Origin of the sequence: Alicyclobacillus contaminans DSM 17975, from assembly GCF_000429525.1 — a bacterium.
In the GTDB taxonomy this organism is placed as follows: Bacteria; Bacillota; Bacilli; order Alicyclobacillales; family Alicyclobacillaceae; genus Alicyclobacillus_A; species Alicyclobacillus_A contaminans.
The window spans coordinates 16,429-34,819 of the sequence record NZ_AUCA01000034.1; the positions used below are offsets into that span (position 1 = coordinate 16,429).

The 18,391-nt window shown below is 57.8% G+C and carries 17 protein-coding genes; 9 read left to right on the forward strand and 8 right to left on the reverse strand.

The features are described 5' to 3' along the window. The first annotated feature begins 94 nt into the window (after nt 1-94). From treP to treR, 3 genes are all read left to right on the forward strand, one after another. Nucleotides 95-1,510 carry a PTS system trehalose-specific EIIBC component gene (gene treP / locus G463_RS0112580; protein ID WP_026975456.1) on the forward strand — a complete coding sequence of 472 codons (1,416 nt, stop codon included), beginning with the start codon at nt 95-97 and terminating at the stop codon, nt 1,508-1,510. A 121-nt stretch (nt 1,511-1,631) separates the two neighbouring features. Continuing rightward, nucleotides 1,632-3,329, forward strand: coding sequence for an alpha,alpha-phosphotrehalase (gene treC / locus G463_RS0112585; RefSeq protein ID WP_026975457.1), 1,698 nt, complete (start codon nt 1,632-1,634; stop codon nt 3,327-3,329). Further along, complete coding sequence (gene treR, locus G463_RS0112590; protein WP_026975458.1) at nt 3,301-4,014, forward strand: trehalose operon repressor; 714 nt, start codon at nt 3,301-3,303, stop codon at nt 4,012-4,014. Before treC ends, treR begins: the two co-directional genes overlap by 29 nt. 62 nt (nt 4,015-4,076) lie before the next feature. On the opposite strand, the gene G463_RS20280 is transcribed toward treR, so the two are convergent. From G463_RS20280 to G463_RS0112610, 4 genes are read right to left on the reverse strand one after another with little or no spacing between them, the layout of a single operon-like run. Next, nucleotides 4,077-5,033: a glycoside hydrolase family 130 protein gene (locus G463_RS20280; RefSeq protein WP_245575904.1), complete on the reverse strand. Its 957-nt coding sequence runs from the start codon at nt 5,031-5,033 to the stop codon at nt 4,077-4,079. 59 nt (nt 5,034-5,092) lie between these two features. Beyond that, nucleotides 5,093-6,469: a PTS ascorbate transporter subunit IIC gene (locus G463_RS0112600; protein ID WP_026975459.1), complete on the reverse strand. Its 1,377-nt coding sequence runs from the start codon at nt 6,467-6,469 to the stop codon at nt 5,093-5,095. 16 nt (nt 6,470-6,485) lie between these two features. Then, nucleotides 6,486-6,755 (reverse strand): PTS sugar transporter subunit IIB, encoded by a 270-nt coding sequence (locus tag G463_RS0112605; protein ID WP_026975460.1) that lies wholly within the window; start codon nt 6,753-6,755, stop codon nt 6,486-6,488. Nucleotides 6,756-6,785: 30 nt separating this feature from the next. Then, a complete protein-coding gene (locus G463_RS0112610) occupies nt 6,786-8,993 on the reverse strand; it encodes a BglG family transcription antiterminator (protein WP_026975461.1) in 2,208 nt (735 codons plus the stop codon). Nucleotides 8,994-9,342: 349 nt separating this feature from the next. Here G463_RS0112610 and G463_RS0112615 point away from each other — a divergent pair, with 349 nt between their 5' ends. Further along, a complete protein-coding gene (locus G463_RS0112615; RefSeq protein ID WP_026975462.1) occupies nt 9,343-9,891 on the forward strand; it encodes a hypothetical protein in 549 nt (182 codons plus the stop codon). A 62-nt stretch (nt 9,892-9,953) separates the two neighbouring features. On the opposite strand, the gene G463_RS0112620 is transcribed toward G463_RS0112615, so the two are convergent. Genes G463_RS0112620 through speE form a run of 3 tightly spaced genes read right to left on the reverse strand, consistent with a single transcriptional unit; the run spans nt 9,954 to nt 12,133 of the window. Then, a complete protein-coding gene (locus tag G463_RS0112620; protein ID WP_026975463.1) occupies nt 9,954-10,418 on the reverse strand; it encodes a DUF1934 family protein in 465 nt (154 codons plus the stop codon). A 6-nt stretch (nt 10,419-10,424) separates the two neighbouring features. After that, nucleotides 10,425-11,303: an agmatinase gene (gene speB, locus G463_RS0112625; protein ID WP_026975464.1), complete on the reverse strand. Its 879-nt coding sequence runs from the start codon at nt 11,301-11,303 to the stop codon at nt 10,425-10,427. Beyond that, complete coding sequence (speE, locus tag G463_RS0112630; protein ID WP_035487193.1) at nt 11,300-12,133, reverse strand: polyamine aminopropyltransferase; 834 nt, start codon at nt 12,131-12,133, stop codon at nt 11,300-11,302. Before speE ends, speB begins: the two co-directional genes overlap by 4 nt. A 187-nt stretch (nt 12,134-12,320) precedes the next feature. On the opposite strand from speE, the gene G463_RS0112635 reads away from it, so the two are divergent. Continuing rightward, nucleotides 12,321-14,387 (forward strand): transglycosylase domain-containing protein, encoded by a 2,067-nt coding sequence (locus G463_RS0112635; RefSeq protein WP_026975466.1) that lies wholly within the window; start codon nt 12,321-12,323, stop codon nt 14,385-14,387. Between the two features lie 245 nt (nt 14,388-14,632). Beyond that, entirely contained in the window at nt 14,633-15,820 is a 1,188-nt protein-coding gene (locus G463_RS0112640) for a pyridoxal phosphate-dependent aminotransferase (protein WP_026975467.1), read from the forward strand. A 318-nt stretch (nt 15,821-16,138) separates the two neighbouring features. Here the strand turns inward: G463_RS0112640 and G463_RS20285 are convergent, their stop codons facing one another. Then, on the reverse strand, nt 16,139-16,954 hold the full coding sequence (locus tag G463_RS20285; RefSeq protein ID WP_035487195.1) for a patatin-like phospholipase family protein: 816 nt from the start codon (nt 16,952-16,954) through the stop codon (nt 16,139-16,141). A 242-nt stretch (nt 16,955-17,196) separates the two neighbouring features. Here G463_RS20285 and G463_RS0112650 point away from each other — a divergent pair, with 242 nt between their 5' ends. The 3 genes from G463_RS0112650 to G463_RS23200 form a co-directional block, all read left to right on the forward strand. Further along, nucleotides 17,197-17,874 carry a LexA family transcriptional regulator gene (locus tag G463_RS0112650; RefSeq protein ID WP_026975468.1) on the forward strand — a complete coding sequence of 226 codons (678 nt, stop codon included), beginning with the start codon at nt 17,197-17,199 and terminating at the stop codon, nt 17,872-17,874. 75 nt (nt 17,875-17,949) lie between these two features. Further along, nucleotides 17,950-18,099: a hypothetical protein gene (locus tag G463_RS23195; RefSeq protein WP_169725475.1), complete on the forward strand. Its 150-nt coding sequence runs from the start codon at nt 17,950-17,952 to the stop codon at nt 18,097-18,099. A 20-nt stretch (nt 18,100-18,119) separates the two neighbouring features. Further along, nucleotides 18,120-18,391, forward strand: a 272-nt coding sequence (locus G463_RS23200) for a helix-turn-helix domain-containing protein (protein WP_156900106.1), incomplete at its 3' end; no start/stop codon positions are given.

Below are 18,391 nucleotides of genomic sequence, written 5' to 3' on the forward strand. Positions count from 1 at the left end.
TTAGGATGGCGTCCTCATCGGTGGTCGGCGCCAATCACCGGTGAATGCCATGGCGCCGCCCGACAGCAACTCTTGCAGGATGGGGAGAAATCATATGGACATCAACAAACAATCCGTGGCAAAGATCTTGGAGTCGGTTGGCGGAAGAGAAAACGTGGTGTCCGCCACGCACTGTGTCACGCGGCTGCGCCTGGTGCTCAAAGACGAGCAGCAGGTGGACAAGGCCGCTTTGGAGAGCAATGATCTGGTGAAGGGATCCTTTTCGGCCAACGGACAGTTTCAAATCGTCATCGGCCCGGGCCTGGTGGACAGGGTCACCGACACGTTTGTCGAACTGGCCGGTCTGCAGCAGGCCACGAAAGAAGAAGTGAAAGCGGCGGCGGAACAAAAACTGAATCCGGTGCAACGGCTGGTCAAGACATTGTCCGACATCTTCATCCCGCTGCTGCCCGCCATTGTCACCGCGGGTCTGTTGATGGGCGTGAACAACATCCTGAGCGGGCCCGGCATCTTCTATCCGAAGCAGGCGTTCATCGATGTGCATCCCGCGTGGAAAGACTTTGCCGATATCATCAACCTGATTGCGAACACATCGTTCACGTTCCTGCCGGGGCTCATCGGTTGGTCCGCGGTGAGGAAGTTCGGCGGCAGCGAATTGCTCGGTATTGTTCTAGGACTGATGCTGATTCATCCGGAATTGTTGAACGCTTACTCCTATGCGAACGCCCTCGAGAAAGGGACCATCCCGCACTGGAATCTGTTTGGGCTGCATGTGCAAAAGGTTGGCTACCAGGGACAGGTGCTGCCCATCCTGGTCGCCTCGTACATCCTGGCGAAGTTGGAGCGTTGGCTTGAACAGCGCATTCCGGACACGTTCAAGTTGATTCTGGTGGCTCCGATTGCGCTGTTGGTCACCGGATTCCTGTCCTTCATCGTGATTGGCCCTGTCACGTTTGCGATTGGCCGCGCCATCACGTCCGCGTTCGTTTACGTGTTCAACCATTACGCATTGCTGGGCGGTCTGATTTACGGTGGATTGTACGCCGTGCTGGTGGTCACCGGCATGCATCAGACGTTCCTGGCCGTGGACCTGCAGCTCATTGCGCAAACCGGTACCACGTTCCTCTGGCCAATCTTGGCGTTGTCCAACATCGCGCAGGGTTCGTCCGCGCTGGCGATGATGTTTGTCGCGAAAGAGGAAAAACTGCGCGGCATGGCCTTGACGTCATCCATTTCCGCGTACCTCGGCATCACGGAACCAGCGATGTTTGGTGTGAACCTGCGTTTCCGATTCCCGTTCGTCTCGTCGATGATTGGGGCGGCCCTCGGCGGTGCCTTCATCACGATGGAACACGTGCGGGCCTTCTCCGTGGGCGTCGGCGGTTTGCCCGGCTTCCTCTCGATTGTCACGCAGAAGTGGGGCGCCTTCTTCATCGGTATGGCGATTGCCATCGTGGTCCCCTTCGTGTTGACCACGGTCCTGGCGAGGGTGCGGAAAGTTCAAGCCTAACGGAATGCTTCCGGAAGCGCGGACGGGCTGCCTGCCGTCCCCAAACGTGGGATGGCGGGACAGCCCCGCGCTTTTCTCATTCAATTGAGCTTCGAAATCTTTACAGGCGACGGTGATGGCAATGACAGAACCTTGGTGGAAAAAAGCTGTGGTGTATCAAATTTATCCAAAGAGTTTTCTGGACACCGATGGAGATGGTGTGGGCGATCTGCAGGGGATTATTCAAAAGCTCGATTACCTGCGCGAACTGGGCGTGGACATCCTGTGGATCACGCCGATTTACGAGTCCCCGCAGCGCGACAACGGATACGACATCAGCGACTATCGACGAATCCACGCAGCCTACGGAACGATGGAGACATTTGATACGCTGCTCCGCGAAGCGCACGCGCGAGACTTGAAAATTGTGATGGATATGGTGGTCAACCACACGTCCACGGACCACCCCTGGTTCCAATCCGCCCGTCAATCGAAAGCAAGCCCCTATCGCGCGTATTACATCTGGCGCGACCAGCCCAACAACTGGCAGTCCAAATTCGGAGGCAGCGCCTGGGCGTACGACGAGGGCACGGGGCAGTATTACCTGCATCTGTTCGACGTCACGCAGGCGGATCTGAATTGGGAAAACAAAGCCCTGCGGGAAGACGTGTACCGCATGATGCAATTCTGGCTGGACAAAGGCGTGGACGGATTCCGCCTGGACGTCATCAACCTCATCTCCAAAGATCAGCGGTTTCCCGACGACACCCTGGCCACCCCCACCGACGATGGCCGGAAATATTACACGGATGGCCCGCGCATCCACGAATTCTTGAAAGAAATGAATCAACGCGTGTTTTCGCGAAAGCCGGGTTTTGTCACGGTCGGGGAGATGTCGTCCACCTCGCTGCAGCAATGCGTGAAGTACACAAACCCGGACGAACGGGAATTGGACATGACGTTCAGCTTTCACCACCTGAAGGTGGACTACCCCAATGGCGAGAAATGGGTGGCGGCGCCGTTCGACTTCCTGCGATTGAAGTCGCTGCTGGATCAATGGCAGACCGGTATGCAGGAAGGCGGCGGGTGGAACGCGCTGTTCTGGTGCAATCATGACCAACCGCGGATTGTCTCCCGGTTTGGCGATCCGGAAAGGTATCACCGGGAGTCGGCGAAAATGCTCGCGACCTCCCTTCACCTGCTGCGCGGAACCCCCTACATCTATCAAGGGGAAGAAATCGGCATGACCAATCCCGGATTCGATCGGATTGAACAGTATCGAGACGTGGAATCCATCAACGCTTATCGCCGGCTGCTCGCAGAAGGCAAAGAGGAATCCGAAGTGATGGCAGCGCTGAAACAAAAGTCCCGCGACAATGGACGGACGCCCATGCAATGGGACGATTCCAAGCACGCGGGCTTCACCACAGGGGAACCGTGGATTGCCGTCGCACCCAATTACCGTGACATCAACGTCCAGCGGGCACTTGCCGACCAGGATTCGGTTTTCTATCATTATCAGCGACTGATTCAACTTCGAAAGACATACGACGTGATTGCGTACGGCGATTACCGCGGCATCCTGCTGGACCACCCGCATGTGTTCGCCTATCTGCGCACCCTCGGAAGCGACACGGTCCTCGTGGTGAACAATTTCTACGCCATCGACACCACGTTCACGCTTCCGGAGTCGATGTGTGCGGACGGGCCGTCCGAGATTCTCATTTCGAACTACAAGGATACGCCGAACACGCCGCACCAGCTCCAGCTGCGTCCTTACGAATCCGTCGCCTTTCTCATTCGGGGGACCTATGAAAAGCAAAGCACAGCGAATCTATGAAGAATTGGCGACCGCCATCGAGGCGGGGGCGTACAAGCCCAACAGCCTGCTTCCCTCAGAGCACGAGTTGATGGCCCAATACGAGGTTTCCCGCGGCACCATCCGGGCCGCGCTGGATCTGCTGTCTCACCATGGCTATATCCAGCGGGTGCAGGGAAAGGGATCGATTGTGCTCGATCACGACCGGTACAACTTCCCGGTCACCGGCCTCGTCAGCTTCAAAGAAATCAGCGCCCGCATGCCGGGCCGCGTGCGCACGGTGGTTCACCAACTCCTGCTGATGCAGCCGGACGAGCGTATTCGGGACGAACTGAACCTGCGGGACAATGACGAGGTCTGGAAGGTGGTGCGCTCCCGGGAGATTGACGGGGAGAGCATCATCCTCGACATCGACTACATCGCGCGCAGATACGTACCGTATCTGACGCAGGAAATCTGCGAAAACTCGATTTACGAATACCTGGAAAATGATCTGCATCTCGCCATTGCGTTCGCCAAGAAGGAAATTGTCGTGGAGACCGCAACGCCGGACGATGTCCGACTGCTGGACCTCGGAGAATTTTCATACGTGGTGGTGGTGAAAAACCACGTGTATCTGGAGGACACGGCTCTGTTTCAATACACGGAGTCCAGGCACCGTCCGGACAAATTTCAGTTTGTCGATTTTGCGCGGAGGATTCGTTAACCCCCCGCCCCGGACGGGGCAGGGGGTTTTTTATGAAGTGACCGGATCGAAGATTGCGGGACTCACCTTCGACACACAGCGACGCCAATTTTCGAGTCCGCCATCCCGTAGTACAGGTAGTGCGCACCCTTGAAATCGACAAGTCCCTCCACGAACACCACATTATCGACCTGCCCCACGATTTCGTCACGGGTCCCTGGCGTGAAAAACGGGACCGTCATCCGCTTGAGAACCTGGTGAGGGTCTTCTTTCGACAGCAGCACCTGCCCCGCCGCATACCGAAGTCGACCGCAGGCCGGATTAGACGGATCCGTAATCCTTTGTGCCGCGTTGTACATCAGCAGGATGCCTTCCGGAGTCACCAGCGGTTGTGGACCGGGCTCAATCAAGGCACTGTCAAATGCGTTCGGATCCGGCGAGGGCGTGAAGACCGGCTCCTTCACGGGCGTCCAGTGAATCAGGTCATCCGAGTACGCCATCCAGATGTTTGTATCGCCGAAATACATGATGTACCGCCCGTCGATGGGCTCTGCCAGGATGGCCCCCGACTTGGACCATACCCGCTCCGATCCTCCTCGCCAATCGGGAAACAGCACACCGTGCTTCTCCCATACAAAAAGATCTTTCGACGTGGCCAGGCAGAGCGTTGCGGAGTATCCGTCAAACGCGGTGTAGGTCAGATAGTATGTGTCGTCGATTTGCGTGATCCGCGGATCCTCGCACCCTCCCGGCTGTTCATAGCTCTCCGTAGGGATGAGCACAGGGTGCGGATGGCGTTCAAAGTGGAGGCCGTCTTCACTGATGGCCAGGCCAAGACGGCTGGTGCCGTTCCATTGGCCCGCCCCCGTGCCGTCCTCGGCGCGATACAGCAGATACACCTTCCCGTCCTTCACCACCGCCGCAGGATTGAACAGGTCTTTCGACTCCCAGGAATCTCCTTGGGGACTCAGAATGGGATTGTGCTCGTACTTGACAAACGGTCCGAATGGAAACGGCACCTCGGAAACTGAGATATGCAAGTTGGTTCCTCCCGTCCGCGCCCTCTTGTGGCCTTGGCTTACAGCCCCTGTCTGCTCCGTCAGGCTCGCAGCGAGGAATCCGTATCGACCATCGCCGCACTGCGCTTCGTCACATAGCTCGCCAAGGCAACGAGGATGGCACAGAAGACAATGGTGCAGACATACGCGCCCGCAATGCCTGTTTTCGCGAACAATCCTCCGACAATGCCGACCCAACAGAAATCACTGTCGCCAAACGTCGTATTGGCCAGACCCAACGAGCCCATGAATGCCAGCAATAACGCCGGCAGCACGGTGATGAGCAGGCCGTTGACGAACGCGCCAATCATCGCACCGCGTCGACCCCCGGTGGCGTTACCGTAGACGCCCGCAGTACCGCCGTCAAAGAAATGAGGAACCATACCAGGAATGATGAGGGCCAAACCCAACGGCCCCATCAGGAACATACCGATGATGCCACCAATCAAACTGGCGATGAACCCAACCAACACCGCGGTGGGCGCGAAGGGAAACACGGTTGGACAATCGAGAGCGGGTACGGCGTTCGGCACGATTTTCTGAGCGATGCCTTGAAACGCAGGAATGATTTCCGCCAGAATCATGCGGACGCCCATCAACACCACGGCGATGCCCGCCCCAAACGTCAGCGCCTGCGTCAGGGCGTACATGATGTAGTTGCTGCCCTGCGTATAGCTCGCGATGGCCTTGGGCCCGGCGACAATCGCCAGAATGAGGTAAAGAACAACCATCGTCAGGGTGGTCATGACCAACGAATCCCGGAGAAAACCGAATTTCGGTGACACCTTGATTTCCTCTGTCGTCCGACTGTTTTTCCCCACCAGTTTGCCGAGGGCAGCAGCGGTGATATAGCCGAGCGTGTTGAAGTGTCCGAGGGCAAATTCGGCCCCGCCGGTGACCTTCTTGGTGAACGGATGCACCAGGGCGGGCATCGCGGTCGAAACCGTCCCCGCCAAAATGGCGCCGAGAATCGTCTGATGGGTTCCGGTAATTCCCGCGCTGCCGAGCACTACCGCGAGCACCGTCGCCATGAAGAACAGGTGGTGACCTGTCAAGAAGATGAACTTTGCCCGAGTGAAGCGGGCCAGAAGCAGGTTCACCACAAAGCCGAGCCCCATGATGACGGCGGTTTGCGCACCGAACGCTTTCTGAGCCACACCGACAATCGCCTCGTTCGTCGGGATGACGCCGTGCAGATGAAAGCCGGATTGCACCAGGTTGCCGAGGGGTGCCAGCGCGCCGACAATGATGTTGGCGCCCCCCGACAGAATGAGGAAGCCCACGATAACCTTCAATGTGCCTGTAACAATTTCACTGAACGATTTCCGCAGCGCAATCAACCCGATGAGCGCAATGAGTCCAACCAGCAACGGTGCCTGATCCAAGATTTCATGAACGATGAAATGAATGACCGCCATCGGTGTTCCCCCCTTGTCAGACCGGCAGCAAAGGCGCCAGTTTTTGCTTCATTTCCTGTTTGTCCACATAGTTCTTGATCTCCAAAATCGGCACCCCTTTGTCTTTCAACAACGGGGCAAATTCCGTAGACGTGACGATGATGTCCGCCGTCTCCGCCTTGGCGGAGCCGATGTCGGCCGTCGCAACCGCAGCCTTCACCCCAAGTTCCTTGAGCACCGATTCGATGGTCATTCGCAGCACCATGCTGCTCCCAAAACCCATGCCGCACACCGCGAGAATTTTCATCTTCGATACCTCCTCCTTCTTGTGTGACGATCACGCTGTGACCCGGCGGATGATGTCCAACACTCGGCCGGTCGATTGCGCCTGGCGGATGGCGGTCAACGCCTCGGCATCCGCCAGCAGCCGCATCAGGTCAGACAGTGCCTGCAGGTGCGCCTCGTGATCGATGGCGCCAAAGGCGATGGCGATATCGACCGGATCGTTGTCCGGGTGGCCAAAAGACACGCCCTGTTCGAGCGTGACCAGGCTCATGCAGACGCGATGGACGCCATCCTCCGGCCGGGCGTGCAATATTGCAATCCCGGGCACAATCACCATGTACGGCCCGTTGATGGCAAGCGAAGATTTCATCGCGCTGACATATCCCGGTTCGACCGCACCGGCGTCGACCAGAAGGCGCCCGGCCAAGTCCACCACATCGTCGGGACGCTCCGCACGCGCCCGCACTTGAACACATTCCTCGGTGAGCACATCCAACATTCTCAGGACCTTCTTTCTGACACTCTCCACAGGGGGCGAAGGAACCGTGAGATACGGGGCCACACGCCGAAGCATGCGTTGGATCTCCTCTCGAACGGCACGTTCGTCCCCCACCTGACACGTTTGTTGAATCAGTTGAAACATCGGTTCTGCCAACGCTGCGGCCGCCCCGCCGACACCCTCCGGCCCCCCCGTGACCTCAGTAACCCAACGCTGCAGCCGGCGTTCGTCCTCCGTCGGCAGCAGCGGATTGACCACGATGTGGGGGACGGGGGCATCGTGCAGCTCGACGGTGGAAACAATCACGTCCACCGAACGAGTTGGCGCTTGATGCACCCGGCTCTGGTCGAGCACATCCACCACCTGAAGGTTGGTGACGCTGGCTCCGATGCGGGACTGCAGAATCTTGCCGGTGCCAATCCCCCCCGCGCAGACCACCAGGGCGCGTACGGTTCCCACCGCACCTTTGGGCCGCGCCCATCTGCGCTCCAAGGCGGCGCCGAAGTGAAGGGCCATGTACCCGACTTCCGCTGCGGCGAGCGGCTGCCCAAACACTCTTTCCAAGAATTGCGCTGCGACCACAGCGGCATAATAGGCGAGGGCGTGATCCTCCCGGATCTCGTCCAACAGATCGTTTTCAATGGAAATCCCGAGCAACCAGCGATGGATCATCGGTTTCACATGGAAGGCCAAACCGCGAAACAGCTCTTCGTCCGCACCGAGCCTCATGCCGAGGGCATCGTCAACCGCCGCAAGCATGCGAGAGACCCAGTTCCGCGAGAAGTCGTCCAGGTTGGCCGTGTTCTGCGCTGAACCTTCCAGGTGGAGATTGGGATAGGCCCCGAGCATGTGCAGCGCCAGGGCGATGACCTCTTCCTCGGACCAGGTCAGGGAAAGCATCTGTTCCAAACGCTCCGCCACCTGCACGGCAAATGAAAATTCCGTGGTTTCCCGCAATGCGTTGACATTTGGCTTGAACAGATCGACCGGGTATCCGAGGCGAATGCGTTGGCACGTGACCGCCCCGTACAGGGCCACCTTCGCCCACCACGATCCGAAACGCATTTCGGACGCCGGATTCCAACGCAACGCCCGCGCCATCGCAAGGAGGTCCGATTCCTCCAGCAACCGACGCTTGACGAACGGATCGACATGCTGTCGCACGATGTCAAGCAACCGCTGGCCCTCATTGCCCGCATCGTTCGACGCGGTCCATCCGCAAGCGGCGAGCAGCAGCCGGAACGCTGCCTGCCGCCGAATCAGTTCGTCTCCCTCCACCTTGGCGCCGTAATGTGGTTTGCGAATCAGGCGAAGGCCGTGCGAAGCCAGCCAGAGGTCGGCTCTGTCCATGTCTGCGTAGATCGTTCGGAGGCTCGCTTCCAACCAGTCCTGCACCTGTTTGACGACGATGGGTTCGGGCGTGGTCAGCAGCACTGCCAACAGACGGTGAAGCCGCCTGTCGGCCGCAGCCATTTGCACTGTCCCCTGCACCGCTGACCACTGGTGCCTCAGCGTCAATTTGGCTTCCGGTGTGTCCTCGAGCCAAACGCCGCTCCGCCGGTGAACCAGCCTCACCGGCATCGCTTCGCACGCCGTGGCCAACGCTTCCAAGTCATATCGGATACTTCGGTCGCTCCGTTGATACCGGCGGGCAAGTTCCTCGGTGGTCACCGGCTCCGAACGTTGCATCAATTCCTGAAATATCTGCTGCGCGCGTGGTCTCAACGAACGGATCTGGGCTATCCACGACTCGGAGTGCATACAAGGCTCGCCTCCTGCCACAGCGTTGCGGAAAGAGAACTGCAAGAACTACAGTCTATGAAACCCCTTACAAACGAAATTTTATGCCTGCTTTCAGCAGACGACAACCATTGAATGTTGTAGCCAGTTTCCGAATCATTGTGGAAGCAGACACGCACACCGGCGCCGCCCAAGTCCCGTTGCTGTGATGTGTGCCATCGTCGCGCCGACAGGCACATTCGCGCCTTGGACGCCATAGGATAAGAACGATGACATGCTCGGTAAGGCCCATTCGATGGGCTTTCCGTGGAAGTATCGACAGCCTGTGGGCGCCATGCGCTGCCTCAGGCGGTGAAAGTGGGGGGATGGAATGGATTTGGGCCACATGCCCAGTGAGGCATTCGCTGCGTTCAAGGGGGTTGTGATTGGTTTCGCATTTGTTCTACTGCTCATTGTGATAGCATGCTACATCTTCGTCGGCTACCTGCACTACCGATTATTTCACAAGGCAAACGTGCGGCACGCTTGGCTGGCGTGGGTGCCTTTCGCCAATTTGTGGCCCCTGTTCGCGACGGTGCAGCTCAACCGCTGGCATATTGTCTGGTACTTCGCCGCGCCTGCCGCGGGCGTGCTTGCCTTCGCCGGAAACTCCGGTGCCCTGGCGTTCCTGGCCGTGCTGCTTGTCATACCGCTTGTTGTGGTCTCCATTCTCGTCCTCATCCGTCTCTATCGCGCATTTGGCATCAGTCTGTGGTGGCTTTTGCTGTATCTGGGGGCATTCATCCCCGGAGTGAAATGGCTGGCCAGCCCGGCCATCCTCGTCTTGCTGGCATACATGGCGTTCAGCCGGTCCGTGGTGTACCACTCCGATTTTCTCCAAAAGCCGCCGAATGCAAATCCTCCGCCGGGCTCCGATTGAACCCGCCGTTTCAAACAGCAGGCGCCCGGCTCGTCGCCGGGCACCTGCGGATATCATCCAGCCTATCCATTCACCGCGTTGTCGCCAAATTGGAGGGACAAGGCGACCTGTTGCGCCACATCGCCGATGGTCATTCGATACGCCACGCGAACGGTCCCACCGTGCGGGTGAATCTCCACGTCCACCGTCTCCGTGTCGGACACCACATCGAGCCACAGTTCCCCCATGCGCAGCGTTGAAGAAAACGTCAGTCCCGCCGCAAACGTGTGATTCCAGGTGACATCTCCGAAGCGCGTCAACATCACCGCCTCAGGCTCCACCCGCAGCACCAGGGTTCCCGATACGCCCGTTTCCGCGTCGTTGGGAAGCGCGAACGTCAAGGCGTGGAGACGACCTTTCTGGCGCCACGTGGCCTCCTTGACCACGACGCGTTCCTCCTCTGCGGGATGACCCGACTCATCCTGCGCCGTTCGATGCCAGGTCAGCGGGACCGTCCGTGCAAAGTCCTCCTTCGCCAGCCAGTACATGGCCGGTCACTTCACAAACGCCAGCAGTGCCTCTCGCACCAGCTTGGCGGCCAAAATCTGAGCCAATTCGCTGGGATCTATCTGTGGCGCGACTTCGACGAGGTCAAAACCCACCACATTCAGCCTCGACAGCAGTTGAATCGCGCGAAACGCCTCCTGCGGGGTGATCCCGCCGTGTTCCGCCGTGCCGGTGCCCGGTGCGAAGGCTGGATCCATCACGTCGATGTCCCACGTCACGTAGACCGGATGTCCCTCCAGTTCCGGAAGCACCCGCTCCAAAGGCTGCGCCACTTCAAACGGGAAAAAGTGCGTGTGCGCCCGAGCCCATTGGAACTCCTGGCGCGTGCCGGAGCGAATGCCGAACTGGTAGACTCGATCCGGGCCGATGGCGTCACACACCTTTTTTATCACGGTGGCGTGGGAATACGATTCTCCCTCGTAGTCGTCGCGCAGATCGGTGTGCGCGTCGATATGCACCACGCGGAGGTCCGGATATTTTTCCCACGCGGCGCGCAAACTGCCCCAGGACACCAGGTGTTCACCGCCGAGACCCAACGGAAACTTATCCGCAGCGTACAGCGTCTTCACAAATTCATAGATCTGCTCCACGCTCTTTTTCGGATTGCCGAACGCGAGCGGAATGTCCCCGGCGTCGTAGTATTGGAGGTCGGCGAGATCCTTGTCCAGGTAAGGACTGTACTCTTCCAATCCCAGCGAGACCTCGCGAATCCGGGCGGGGCCCAGGCGCGTGCCGGATCGGAACGATACCGTCCAGTCCATCGGCATGCCGTAAATCACGGCTTTCGCCGACGCAAAATCGTCGGTCGCGCCGATGAACACATTGCCCGAATACGCGGGGTTGAACGGTTGAAATGCCTGGGTCATCCGCGGACCAGCTCCTGCACGAATTTCGGCAGCGCGAACGCCGCCTGATGGACCTGTTCAGTGTAATACTTCGTGTCCTGCACACGAATCGGCTGTTGGTCTCTGAGCGGGTGATATTTCTTGCTGCCCATCGTGAAACTCCACATTCCCGTGGGGTAGGTGGGCACGTACGCCAGGTACAGCTCGCAGATGGGGAACAGATCGCGAACATCCGCGTGCACCTTCTGAATCAGGTCCTGATTTACAAAAGGAGATTCCGTCTGCGCGACGAACAGCCCGTCTTCACGCAGCGCGTTCGACACCGCCTGATAGAATTCCTTGGCGAACAGCCCCACAGCCGGGCCGATGGGATCCGTGGAGTCGATGTAAATCACGTCGAACTCGCCGGGATGATCCTTGACGTACTGGATGCCGTCCGTAATCTGCACATCCACCCGCGGATCGGACAATCCGGATGCGATGTTCGGGAAGTACTGTTTCGACACCTCCACCACGCGGCCGTCGATTTCGGCCAGCACGGCGCGTTCGACCGAAGGATGCTTGATGGCTTCCCGAATGACGCCACCATCACCGCCGCCCACAATCAGGACGCTCTTCGGATTGGGATGAGTGTGCAGCCCGACGTGGGCCAGCATTTCGTGATACACAAACTCGTCCTTGTCCGTGGTCATGATGCAGCCGTCGAGCACCAGCAGCGTGCCGTACTGCTCGGTCTCAACCACATCCATGGATTGATATTCTGTTTGTTCACTATGTAATATCTTGTTGATTCGAAGGCCTATCTCCAAGTTGTCATTCTGTCGTTCGGTGAACCACAGTTCGGATCTCACGGCAAGTCCCTCCTTATCAATGCCTGATGTATTATACCAAACCTGTTCACGCCGTAAACCGTCGTCTGCCGCCACTGCTCGACATATTTCCCGGGCAACGAAGCGGCGGATTTACCTTTCCAATTTCGCTGCATGAATGGGGTCGGCACGGGCATACTAGGCCCTGGAATTTGGAGGAGGGTTTGGTGTGCCCAACCAGCCAACGACCGTTGCCAACCAGCAGAATCCCTCATCCCGCCGCTCCAATGGGTGGTGGCAGAGCCTCCCCTGGTGGAGCAAGTACTTGGCACTACCCCTCGTCTGCGGCTTCGGCAGCATGTCCGCGCTGCTTGTGAGCCTGCGCCTCACGCCGCTGCCGGAAGGAAGCATGGTCAATCCCACCCATGTCGACAGCGCCAACGGACAGCGTCTGGCGGAATGGACGCTGAAAGGAGACCGAACGCTGTACGTCTCGCTCGCGGACATTCCGCCCGCGCTGCGAAACGCGACGATTGCCGTGGAGGACGCGAATTTCTACCACCACCTGGCGTTCAATCCCCTCTCCATCGCCCGCGCCCTGTGGGTTGATATGCGGCACGGGCACGTGGTGGAGGGCGGATCGACCATCACCCAACAGTTGGCGAAAAACCTCTACCTCAGCCAGGATCGCACCATCACCCGCAAGGTGAAGGAAGCGCTGTACGCCATTCAGTTGGAGCTGCACGCGAGCAAGGATGCCATTCTCGAAGCATACCTGAACAATGTGTACTACGGTCACGGCGCGTACGGTGTGGACGCCGCCGCTCGCCTGTACTTCAATAAACCGGTGGAGGACCTCGACGTCGCGGAGTGCGCGCTGCTGGCGGGCCTCCCCAAAGGCCCGAGCCTGTACTCCCCGCTGGTCAATCCAGCGGCCGCCAAACGCCGCCAGCAGTTGGTGCTCCAGCGCATGGTGGCCACCGGCGATTTGACGCCATCCGAGGCCAATGCGGCCTACGCGGAAAAACTGACGTTCCAGACCATGCGCTCACCGGTGGAGCACGCGCCCTACTTCACGTCGACTGCGGTGGCCGAAGCAAAGCGCCGCTTCCATCTCACGCAGGAGGACCTGTATCGCGGCGACTTGCGCATTCAGACCACGCTCGATCCGCTCCTGCAACAGGCGGCCGAACGCGCCATCGCCACCACGCTGCCAAAGGGCTCCCAACTGCAGGCGGCGCTCGTGGCACTGGATCCGCAGACAGGCGCAGTCCTGGCCATGGCCGGGGGACGCGATTACACGACTTCGCCGTACAACCGGGCGCTGGCAGAACGTCAGCCCGGCTCCACGTTCAAGGGCATTCTCTACACCGCCGCGCTCCAGCACGGCTGGACCCCAGCGCGCCAGGTGAACAGCGCGCAGACCACGTTCCTGTACGATCAGGATAAGCTGTACACCGTGCATGACTACGGAGACATCTACGCGCACCGCCCCCTCACGATGCGTGAGGCCATCGCGCGTTCGGACAACGTGTACGCGGTCACGGCGAACCTCGACGTAGGACCGGACACGGTGATGAAGTTAGCCGAACGGATGGGACTGGACAGCCCCATGAAACCCTACCCGTCCCTCGCGTTGGGCGTCTTCCCGGCAAGCCCACTGCAGATGGCCACCGTTTACGCCACGTTGGCCAACGGTGGCTACCGCGTGCACCCGTTCACAGTGTCCTCGGTGCGCAATGAGCGGACCGGAGGGACCTGGGGCACGCGGACCCACGCCGACCGGGTGCTCACCCCGCAGGTGGCCTTTCAGATGACCGACCTGTTGCAGAGCGTCTTTCAACCGCACGGCACCGGCTACGCCGTGCGCGGATACCTGCATGGTCCGGCGGCGGCAAAAACCGGCACCACCAACGCGGATGTGTGGATGGTCGGCTACACCCCGCGCGTGGTCTGTGCGGTGTGGGTTGGATACGACGACAATCGCGCACTGACGCTGCCCGAGTCCCACCTGGCGGCGCCCATTTGGGCCAAGTTCATGGGCACGGCGCAGCAGCGGCTGCCTTCCGATTGGTTCCATCCCCCCGCCGGGCTGGTGAAGCGCACCATCGATCCGCTCACGGCACAGCTCGCAACGGATCAGTGCAGCGTGACGGAAACGGATTACTTTGTGCGGGGCACGGAGCCCACGGAGTCCTGTTCCCTGCACCCTGCCGCGCACAGCCAAGGGGCGGACACGCCCTGGTATCGACGCTGGCTCCGTGGGTGGTGGCCCCCGGGTTTGGGCCAACGGTGAACAAGGCCTGCCGACCTGAGCGGGTACCTGTGACCACAGGTACCCGTCTTCATGCGCGAACCTGTATAATCCTTCGCACAAAGCGCACGGATCGCCGAATATTTGTGCTAAAATGGCGCTGATTGACGCCGAACGTACGCAGCCAGGGTGGTCGGCTGTCCGCAGTCGAGATGGTCGTTCAATCCGAGCTGTGACGGCCCCGGCGGTCTGCCCAGAGAGGGTTACCCCCGAGAGGAGTGTCAGAGATGAACCACCGCATCTCCAGCCGAGTACGGAACATCGCACCGTCTGCCACCATGAGCGTGGATGCCAAGACGAAAGCGCTGTTGAAAGAAGGCAAACCGGTCGTCAACATGAGCGTGGGCGAACCGGATTTCAATACGCCGTTGCCCGCCTCCTTTGCGGGAATCCAGGCCATCACGGAGGGAAACACCCGGTACACGGCCGCCGCCGGCACTTTGGAATTGCGGCGAGCCATTGCCAGCAAGCTGATGGTCGAAAACGGGTTGCAGTTCAGTCCGGAGCAAATTGTGGTCTCTTCGGGCGCGAAGCATTCTCTGTTCAACATCTTCCTGAGCATCTGCGACGACGGAGATGAAGTCATCCTTCCTGCGCCGTACTGGGTGTCGTATCCGGAACAGATTCGCCTCGCCGGCGCAGTGCCTGTGATTGTGTCGTGCGATGAGGCGTCCGGTTACAAGCTGACGCCGGAACAGTTGGAAGCCGCCATCACGCCGAAGACGAAGGCGGTGTTGTTGAACTCGCCGAACAACCCGACGGGCGCCGTGTATTCTGAGTCGGAACTGCGTGCGCTCGGCGCGGTGCTGGCACGTCACGATGTGTACGTGGTGACCGACGAAATCTACGAACGGTTGGTATACAACACGCGCCATTTCAGCATTTCCGCCCTGGTGCCGGAATTGCAGCCGCGCACCATCGTGGTCAACGGGTTTTCCAAGGCATTCGCCATGACCGGATGGCGCCTCGGCTATATTGCCGCACCGCTCGATGTGGCGAAGGCGATCGCCAGCCTGCAGAGCCACGGCACCGGCAGCCCGTCCACCATTTCCCAGGCGGCCGGCGTGGTCGCACTGCAATCCTTCGATCCCTCGATGGTGGAAGAGTTCCACCGCCGGCGCGACGTTCTGGTACGGGAACTGCAGAGTATGCCCGGCATTCAATGCCTGATGCCGGAGGGTGCCTTCTACGTGTTCCCCAACATCAGCGGCGTATTTGGCAAAAAATTGGGCGGGAAAGTCGTGGACTCGGCAGCGACCTTCTGTGAACTCCTGCTGGAGCACGACCTCGTGGCCGCCGTACCGGGTGAGGCATTCGGCGCGCCCAACAACATCCGCTTGTCCTATGCGACCTCCATGGCCAACATCGAAACGGCGGTGGAGCGGATCCGCTCATTTCTCGGCCGTCTGGCGTAGTCTGCTTGCCGTGCAGGGGCACAAGCGGGACTTCAGGAGGGGAGCCGTGGGGCCCCTCTTGAAGTGCCGTTACACATCCAGATTGTCCAGTATGCTGGGACGGCCAGTCCATGTCCTCTCGCACTGCTGTAGATGTGGATCCCCATGCGGCGGGTGCTCCATCGACGTATAGCCAATTTGTGTAGAGTTTTGTAAATGACCAATTCTGCTTTGTGTGTTCACAGAGGAGGAGTTTCTTTGAAGGGGATTGGGTCAACGGTTCATCTGTATGTTGCCACACGCCCCCCTAAAAACCCAAAAATCGCTCACACTTTTTAATCAGAAATCGGAAGAATTCGCATGCAATACGTCATGGCGTATTAAACCTAGCTCCCTCAAACGAGGCAAGCTCTTACGTGCCGCGTGTTCACCCGCTTGAATACATTCCCTCATCTTAGAAAAATCCAACGCGAACACATGACCTACTTTAGGCTGCAACACCAAATCAGCGTAGTGAAGGTTCTTGCGACTCATCATTGTGGCCATAATGGAATACGAACGATATAAAACCTCTACTGTATTCCTCGGTTCACGTTCTTCATGCTGCCTCTCCACATCAACCACTATGACGAGATCCATACCCGCCATTTTTGGTATGTCCGCCGGCAGATTGTTGGTCAGTGCTCCATCAACCAATACCATATCCTTATAATGGACAGGAGCAAAAATCCCCGGAATGGATACGGTTGAACGAAGGGCCAGCAAGAGACTTCCTCGCTCCCAAATATAAGGTTTACCACTTTTCAAATCGGTGGCCACTGTGCGAAATGGTATGTCAAGCTCCTCGATGGTTGCATCTCTCAAGCCATATTGATTGAGAAAGTCAGCGAGTACATTGTATAACTTCCTTCCTGACATGACGCCACGTTTTCCCATTCCCATGTCCAACAACCCATACCACGGATAAGAAAGGACAAAGTCCTCGATTTCATTGATGTCAATCCCGGCAGCGACCAAACTGCCAATGGCACCACCTATGCTCGTTCCAGAAATAAAATCAATGGGCACATTCCACTCCCTAAAGACCTTCAGCACTCCCACATGGGCCAAGCCACGTACGGCTCCACCCCCTAAAGCGAGACCGACAGTCGACATTCTTCCACTCCTCGTTTCACGTATGGATTCTTATTTGGGTGGAATATATCACTTTTTTGGTTTTTTGGGTAGTCGGTGTTCTTGACGAACCTCGGTTCTATTTCTCATTTCTCGATGTCATGTAGCACTTGAGCAACGCACTCGGAGGTACCATCACTTCTTGACTTGACATGAGCTTCGATTTACGGATAAGATAAACCACAATATTATTTGGTCTTTTGGGTGACTGGTAGGGGGCTACAATGAAACTCACCGACCGTCGTAAACAGTTCCTTCAACAATTGATCGATATGTATCAGCGTTCCCAGCTTCCAGTGCACTATGAGTCTCTGGCCAAAATGATTGGCGTGAGTAAATGGACGGCATATGACATGCTTAGAGAACTGGAAAAGCTCGGCTTGCTTTCGCGTAATTATTCCCTCTCGCGTGGCGAAGCTGGCAGATCCCAAATTGTATTCTTGCCCACACCAAAGGCCTATGAATTGTTTCAACAAGAACGTACCACGAAAACAGGTTCGCACGAATGGTTGAAGGTTCGAAGTAATATCTTGGAACTCATCGACTTAGCAGAACAGCACTCTCCAAAAAAAACTGTTTCGGAGCTTGTAAATCAATTGGTCAGTGCTCAGACAAAAATTTCATTTTGCGCCTACGTGATTGGACTTCTGATTGTTCACCTGCGTGGTTTGGATAAGTCTGCATCCGTATTGATTCGACATCTGATTGATGGTGTCGAGAATGCCGAGACACGTTTGAGTGTTTTTGTTGCATTGGTTCTCGGCACTGTCATTGAAAAGCAGCAAGCTGCAATCGGTGCGGAAGCAGCGACTCTCATCGGTAGATTTTGGGAGGAGATTGCCTTTCTACCATCCAGTGATAAAAATCTGTTATTGCAATTACTCGACGAAATACTGATTTGAGGGAATCCGATTCCTAAACAACAATTTTTCAATCTAATTTTTTTGGTCTTTTGGGTTACTGGAGGCGAGGCTGGGATGACAGAAACCTGGCGAAAATGGTTGAGCTTGATTGCTGTTGTTTTAGGATTATCCATGGACTTAATGGATATGACAATTGTCAACGTAGCTATACCAGACATCATGACCGAATTTGGCTCTACTGCCCCTTCAGGCAACGTAGTTTGAGGAAAGTGGAGGATCAACCAGTGGAATGGAGAATATCACCAACGGTGGTGATATTCATGTGCCTGTATGTCCGTGAATTGAGCCCTGCCGAGGGTAACAGATTGGTTCGTATTGCCCGTAAGGGGTCCAATCCGGTCTCCGTGCGTAGAGCACTGGTTGTCCTGGCTTCTGCTCAACGAATGAAGGTCCCCGAAATCGCACGACTCTATCACTTGTCGGAGGAACATGTCCGCCATGTGATTCACGCATTTAACGAGAAAGGCTTTGAGGCTCTTCAACCCCGCTATGGTGG

What these genes read in the sequence shown, in the direction of transcription:
- treP (WP_026975456.1), top strand. Translation starts at nt 95, where the DNA reads ATGGACATCAACAAACAATCCGTGGCAAAGATCTTGGAGTCGGTTGGC.
- treC (WP_026975457.1), top strand. Translation starts at nt 1,632, where the DNA reads ATGACAGAACCTTGGTGGAAAAAAGCTGTGGTGTATCAAATTTATCCA.
- treR (WP_026975458.1), top strand. Translation starts at nt 3,301, where the DNA reads ATGAAAAGCAAAGCACAGCGAATCTATGAAGAATTGGCGACCGCCATC.
- G463_RS0112600 (WP_026975459.1), bottom strand. Translation starts at nt 6,469, where the DNA reads ATGGCGGTCATTCATTTCATCGTTCATGAAATCTTGGATCAGGCACCG.
- G463_RS0112605 (WP_026975460.1), bottom strand. Translation starts at nt 6,755, where the DNA reads ATGAAAATTCTCGCGGTGTGCGGCATGGGTTTTGGGAGCAGCATGGTG.
- G463_RS0112610 (WP_026975461.1), bottom strand. Translation starts at nt 8,993, where the DNA reads ATGCACTCCGAGTCGTGGATAGCCCAGATCCGTTCGTTGAGACCACGC.
- G463_RS0112615 (WP_026975462.1), top strand. Translation starts at nt 9,343, where the DNA reads ATGGATTTGGGCCACATGCCCAGTGAGGCATTCGCTGCGTTCAAGGGG.
- G463_RS0112620 (WP_026975463.1), bottom strand. Translation starts at nt 10,418, where the DNA reads ATGTACTGGCTGGCGAAGGAGGACTTTGCACGGACGGTCCCGCTGACC.
- speB (WP_026975464.1), bottom strand. Translation starts at nt 11,303, where the DNA reads ATGACCCAGGCATTTCAACCGTTCAACCCCGCGTATTCGGGCAATGTG.
- G463_RS0112640 (WP_026975467.1), top strand. Translation starts at nt 14,633, where the DNA reads ATGAACCACCGCATCTCCAGCCGAGTACGGAACATCGCACCGTCTGCC.
- G463_RS20285 (WP_035487195.1), bottom strand. Translation starts at nt 16,954, where the DNA reads ATGTCGACTGTCGGTCTCGCTTTAGGGGGTGGAGCCGTACGTGGCTTG.
- G463_RS0112650 (WP_026975468.1), top strand. Translation starts at nt 17,197, where the DNA reads ATGAAACTCACCGACCGTCGTAAACAGTTCCTTCAACAATTGATCGAT.
- G463_RS23195 (WP_169725475.1), top strand. Translation starts at nt 17,950, where the DNA reads ATGACAGAAACCTGGCGAAAATGGTTGAGCTTGATTGCTGTTGTTTTA.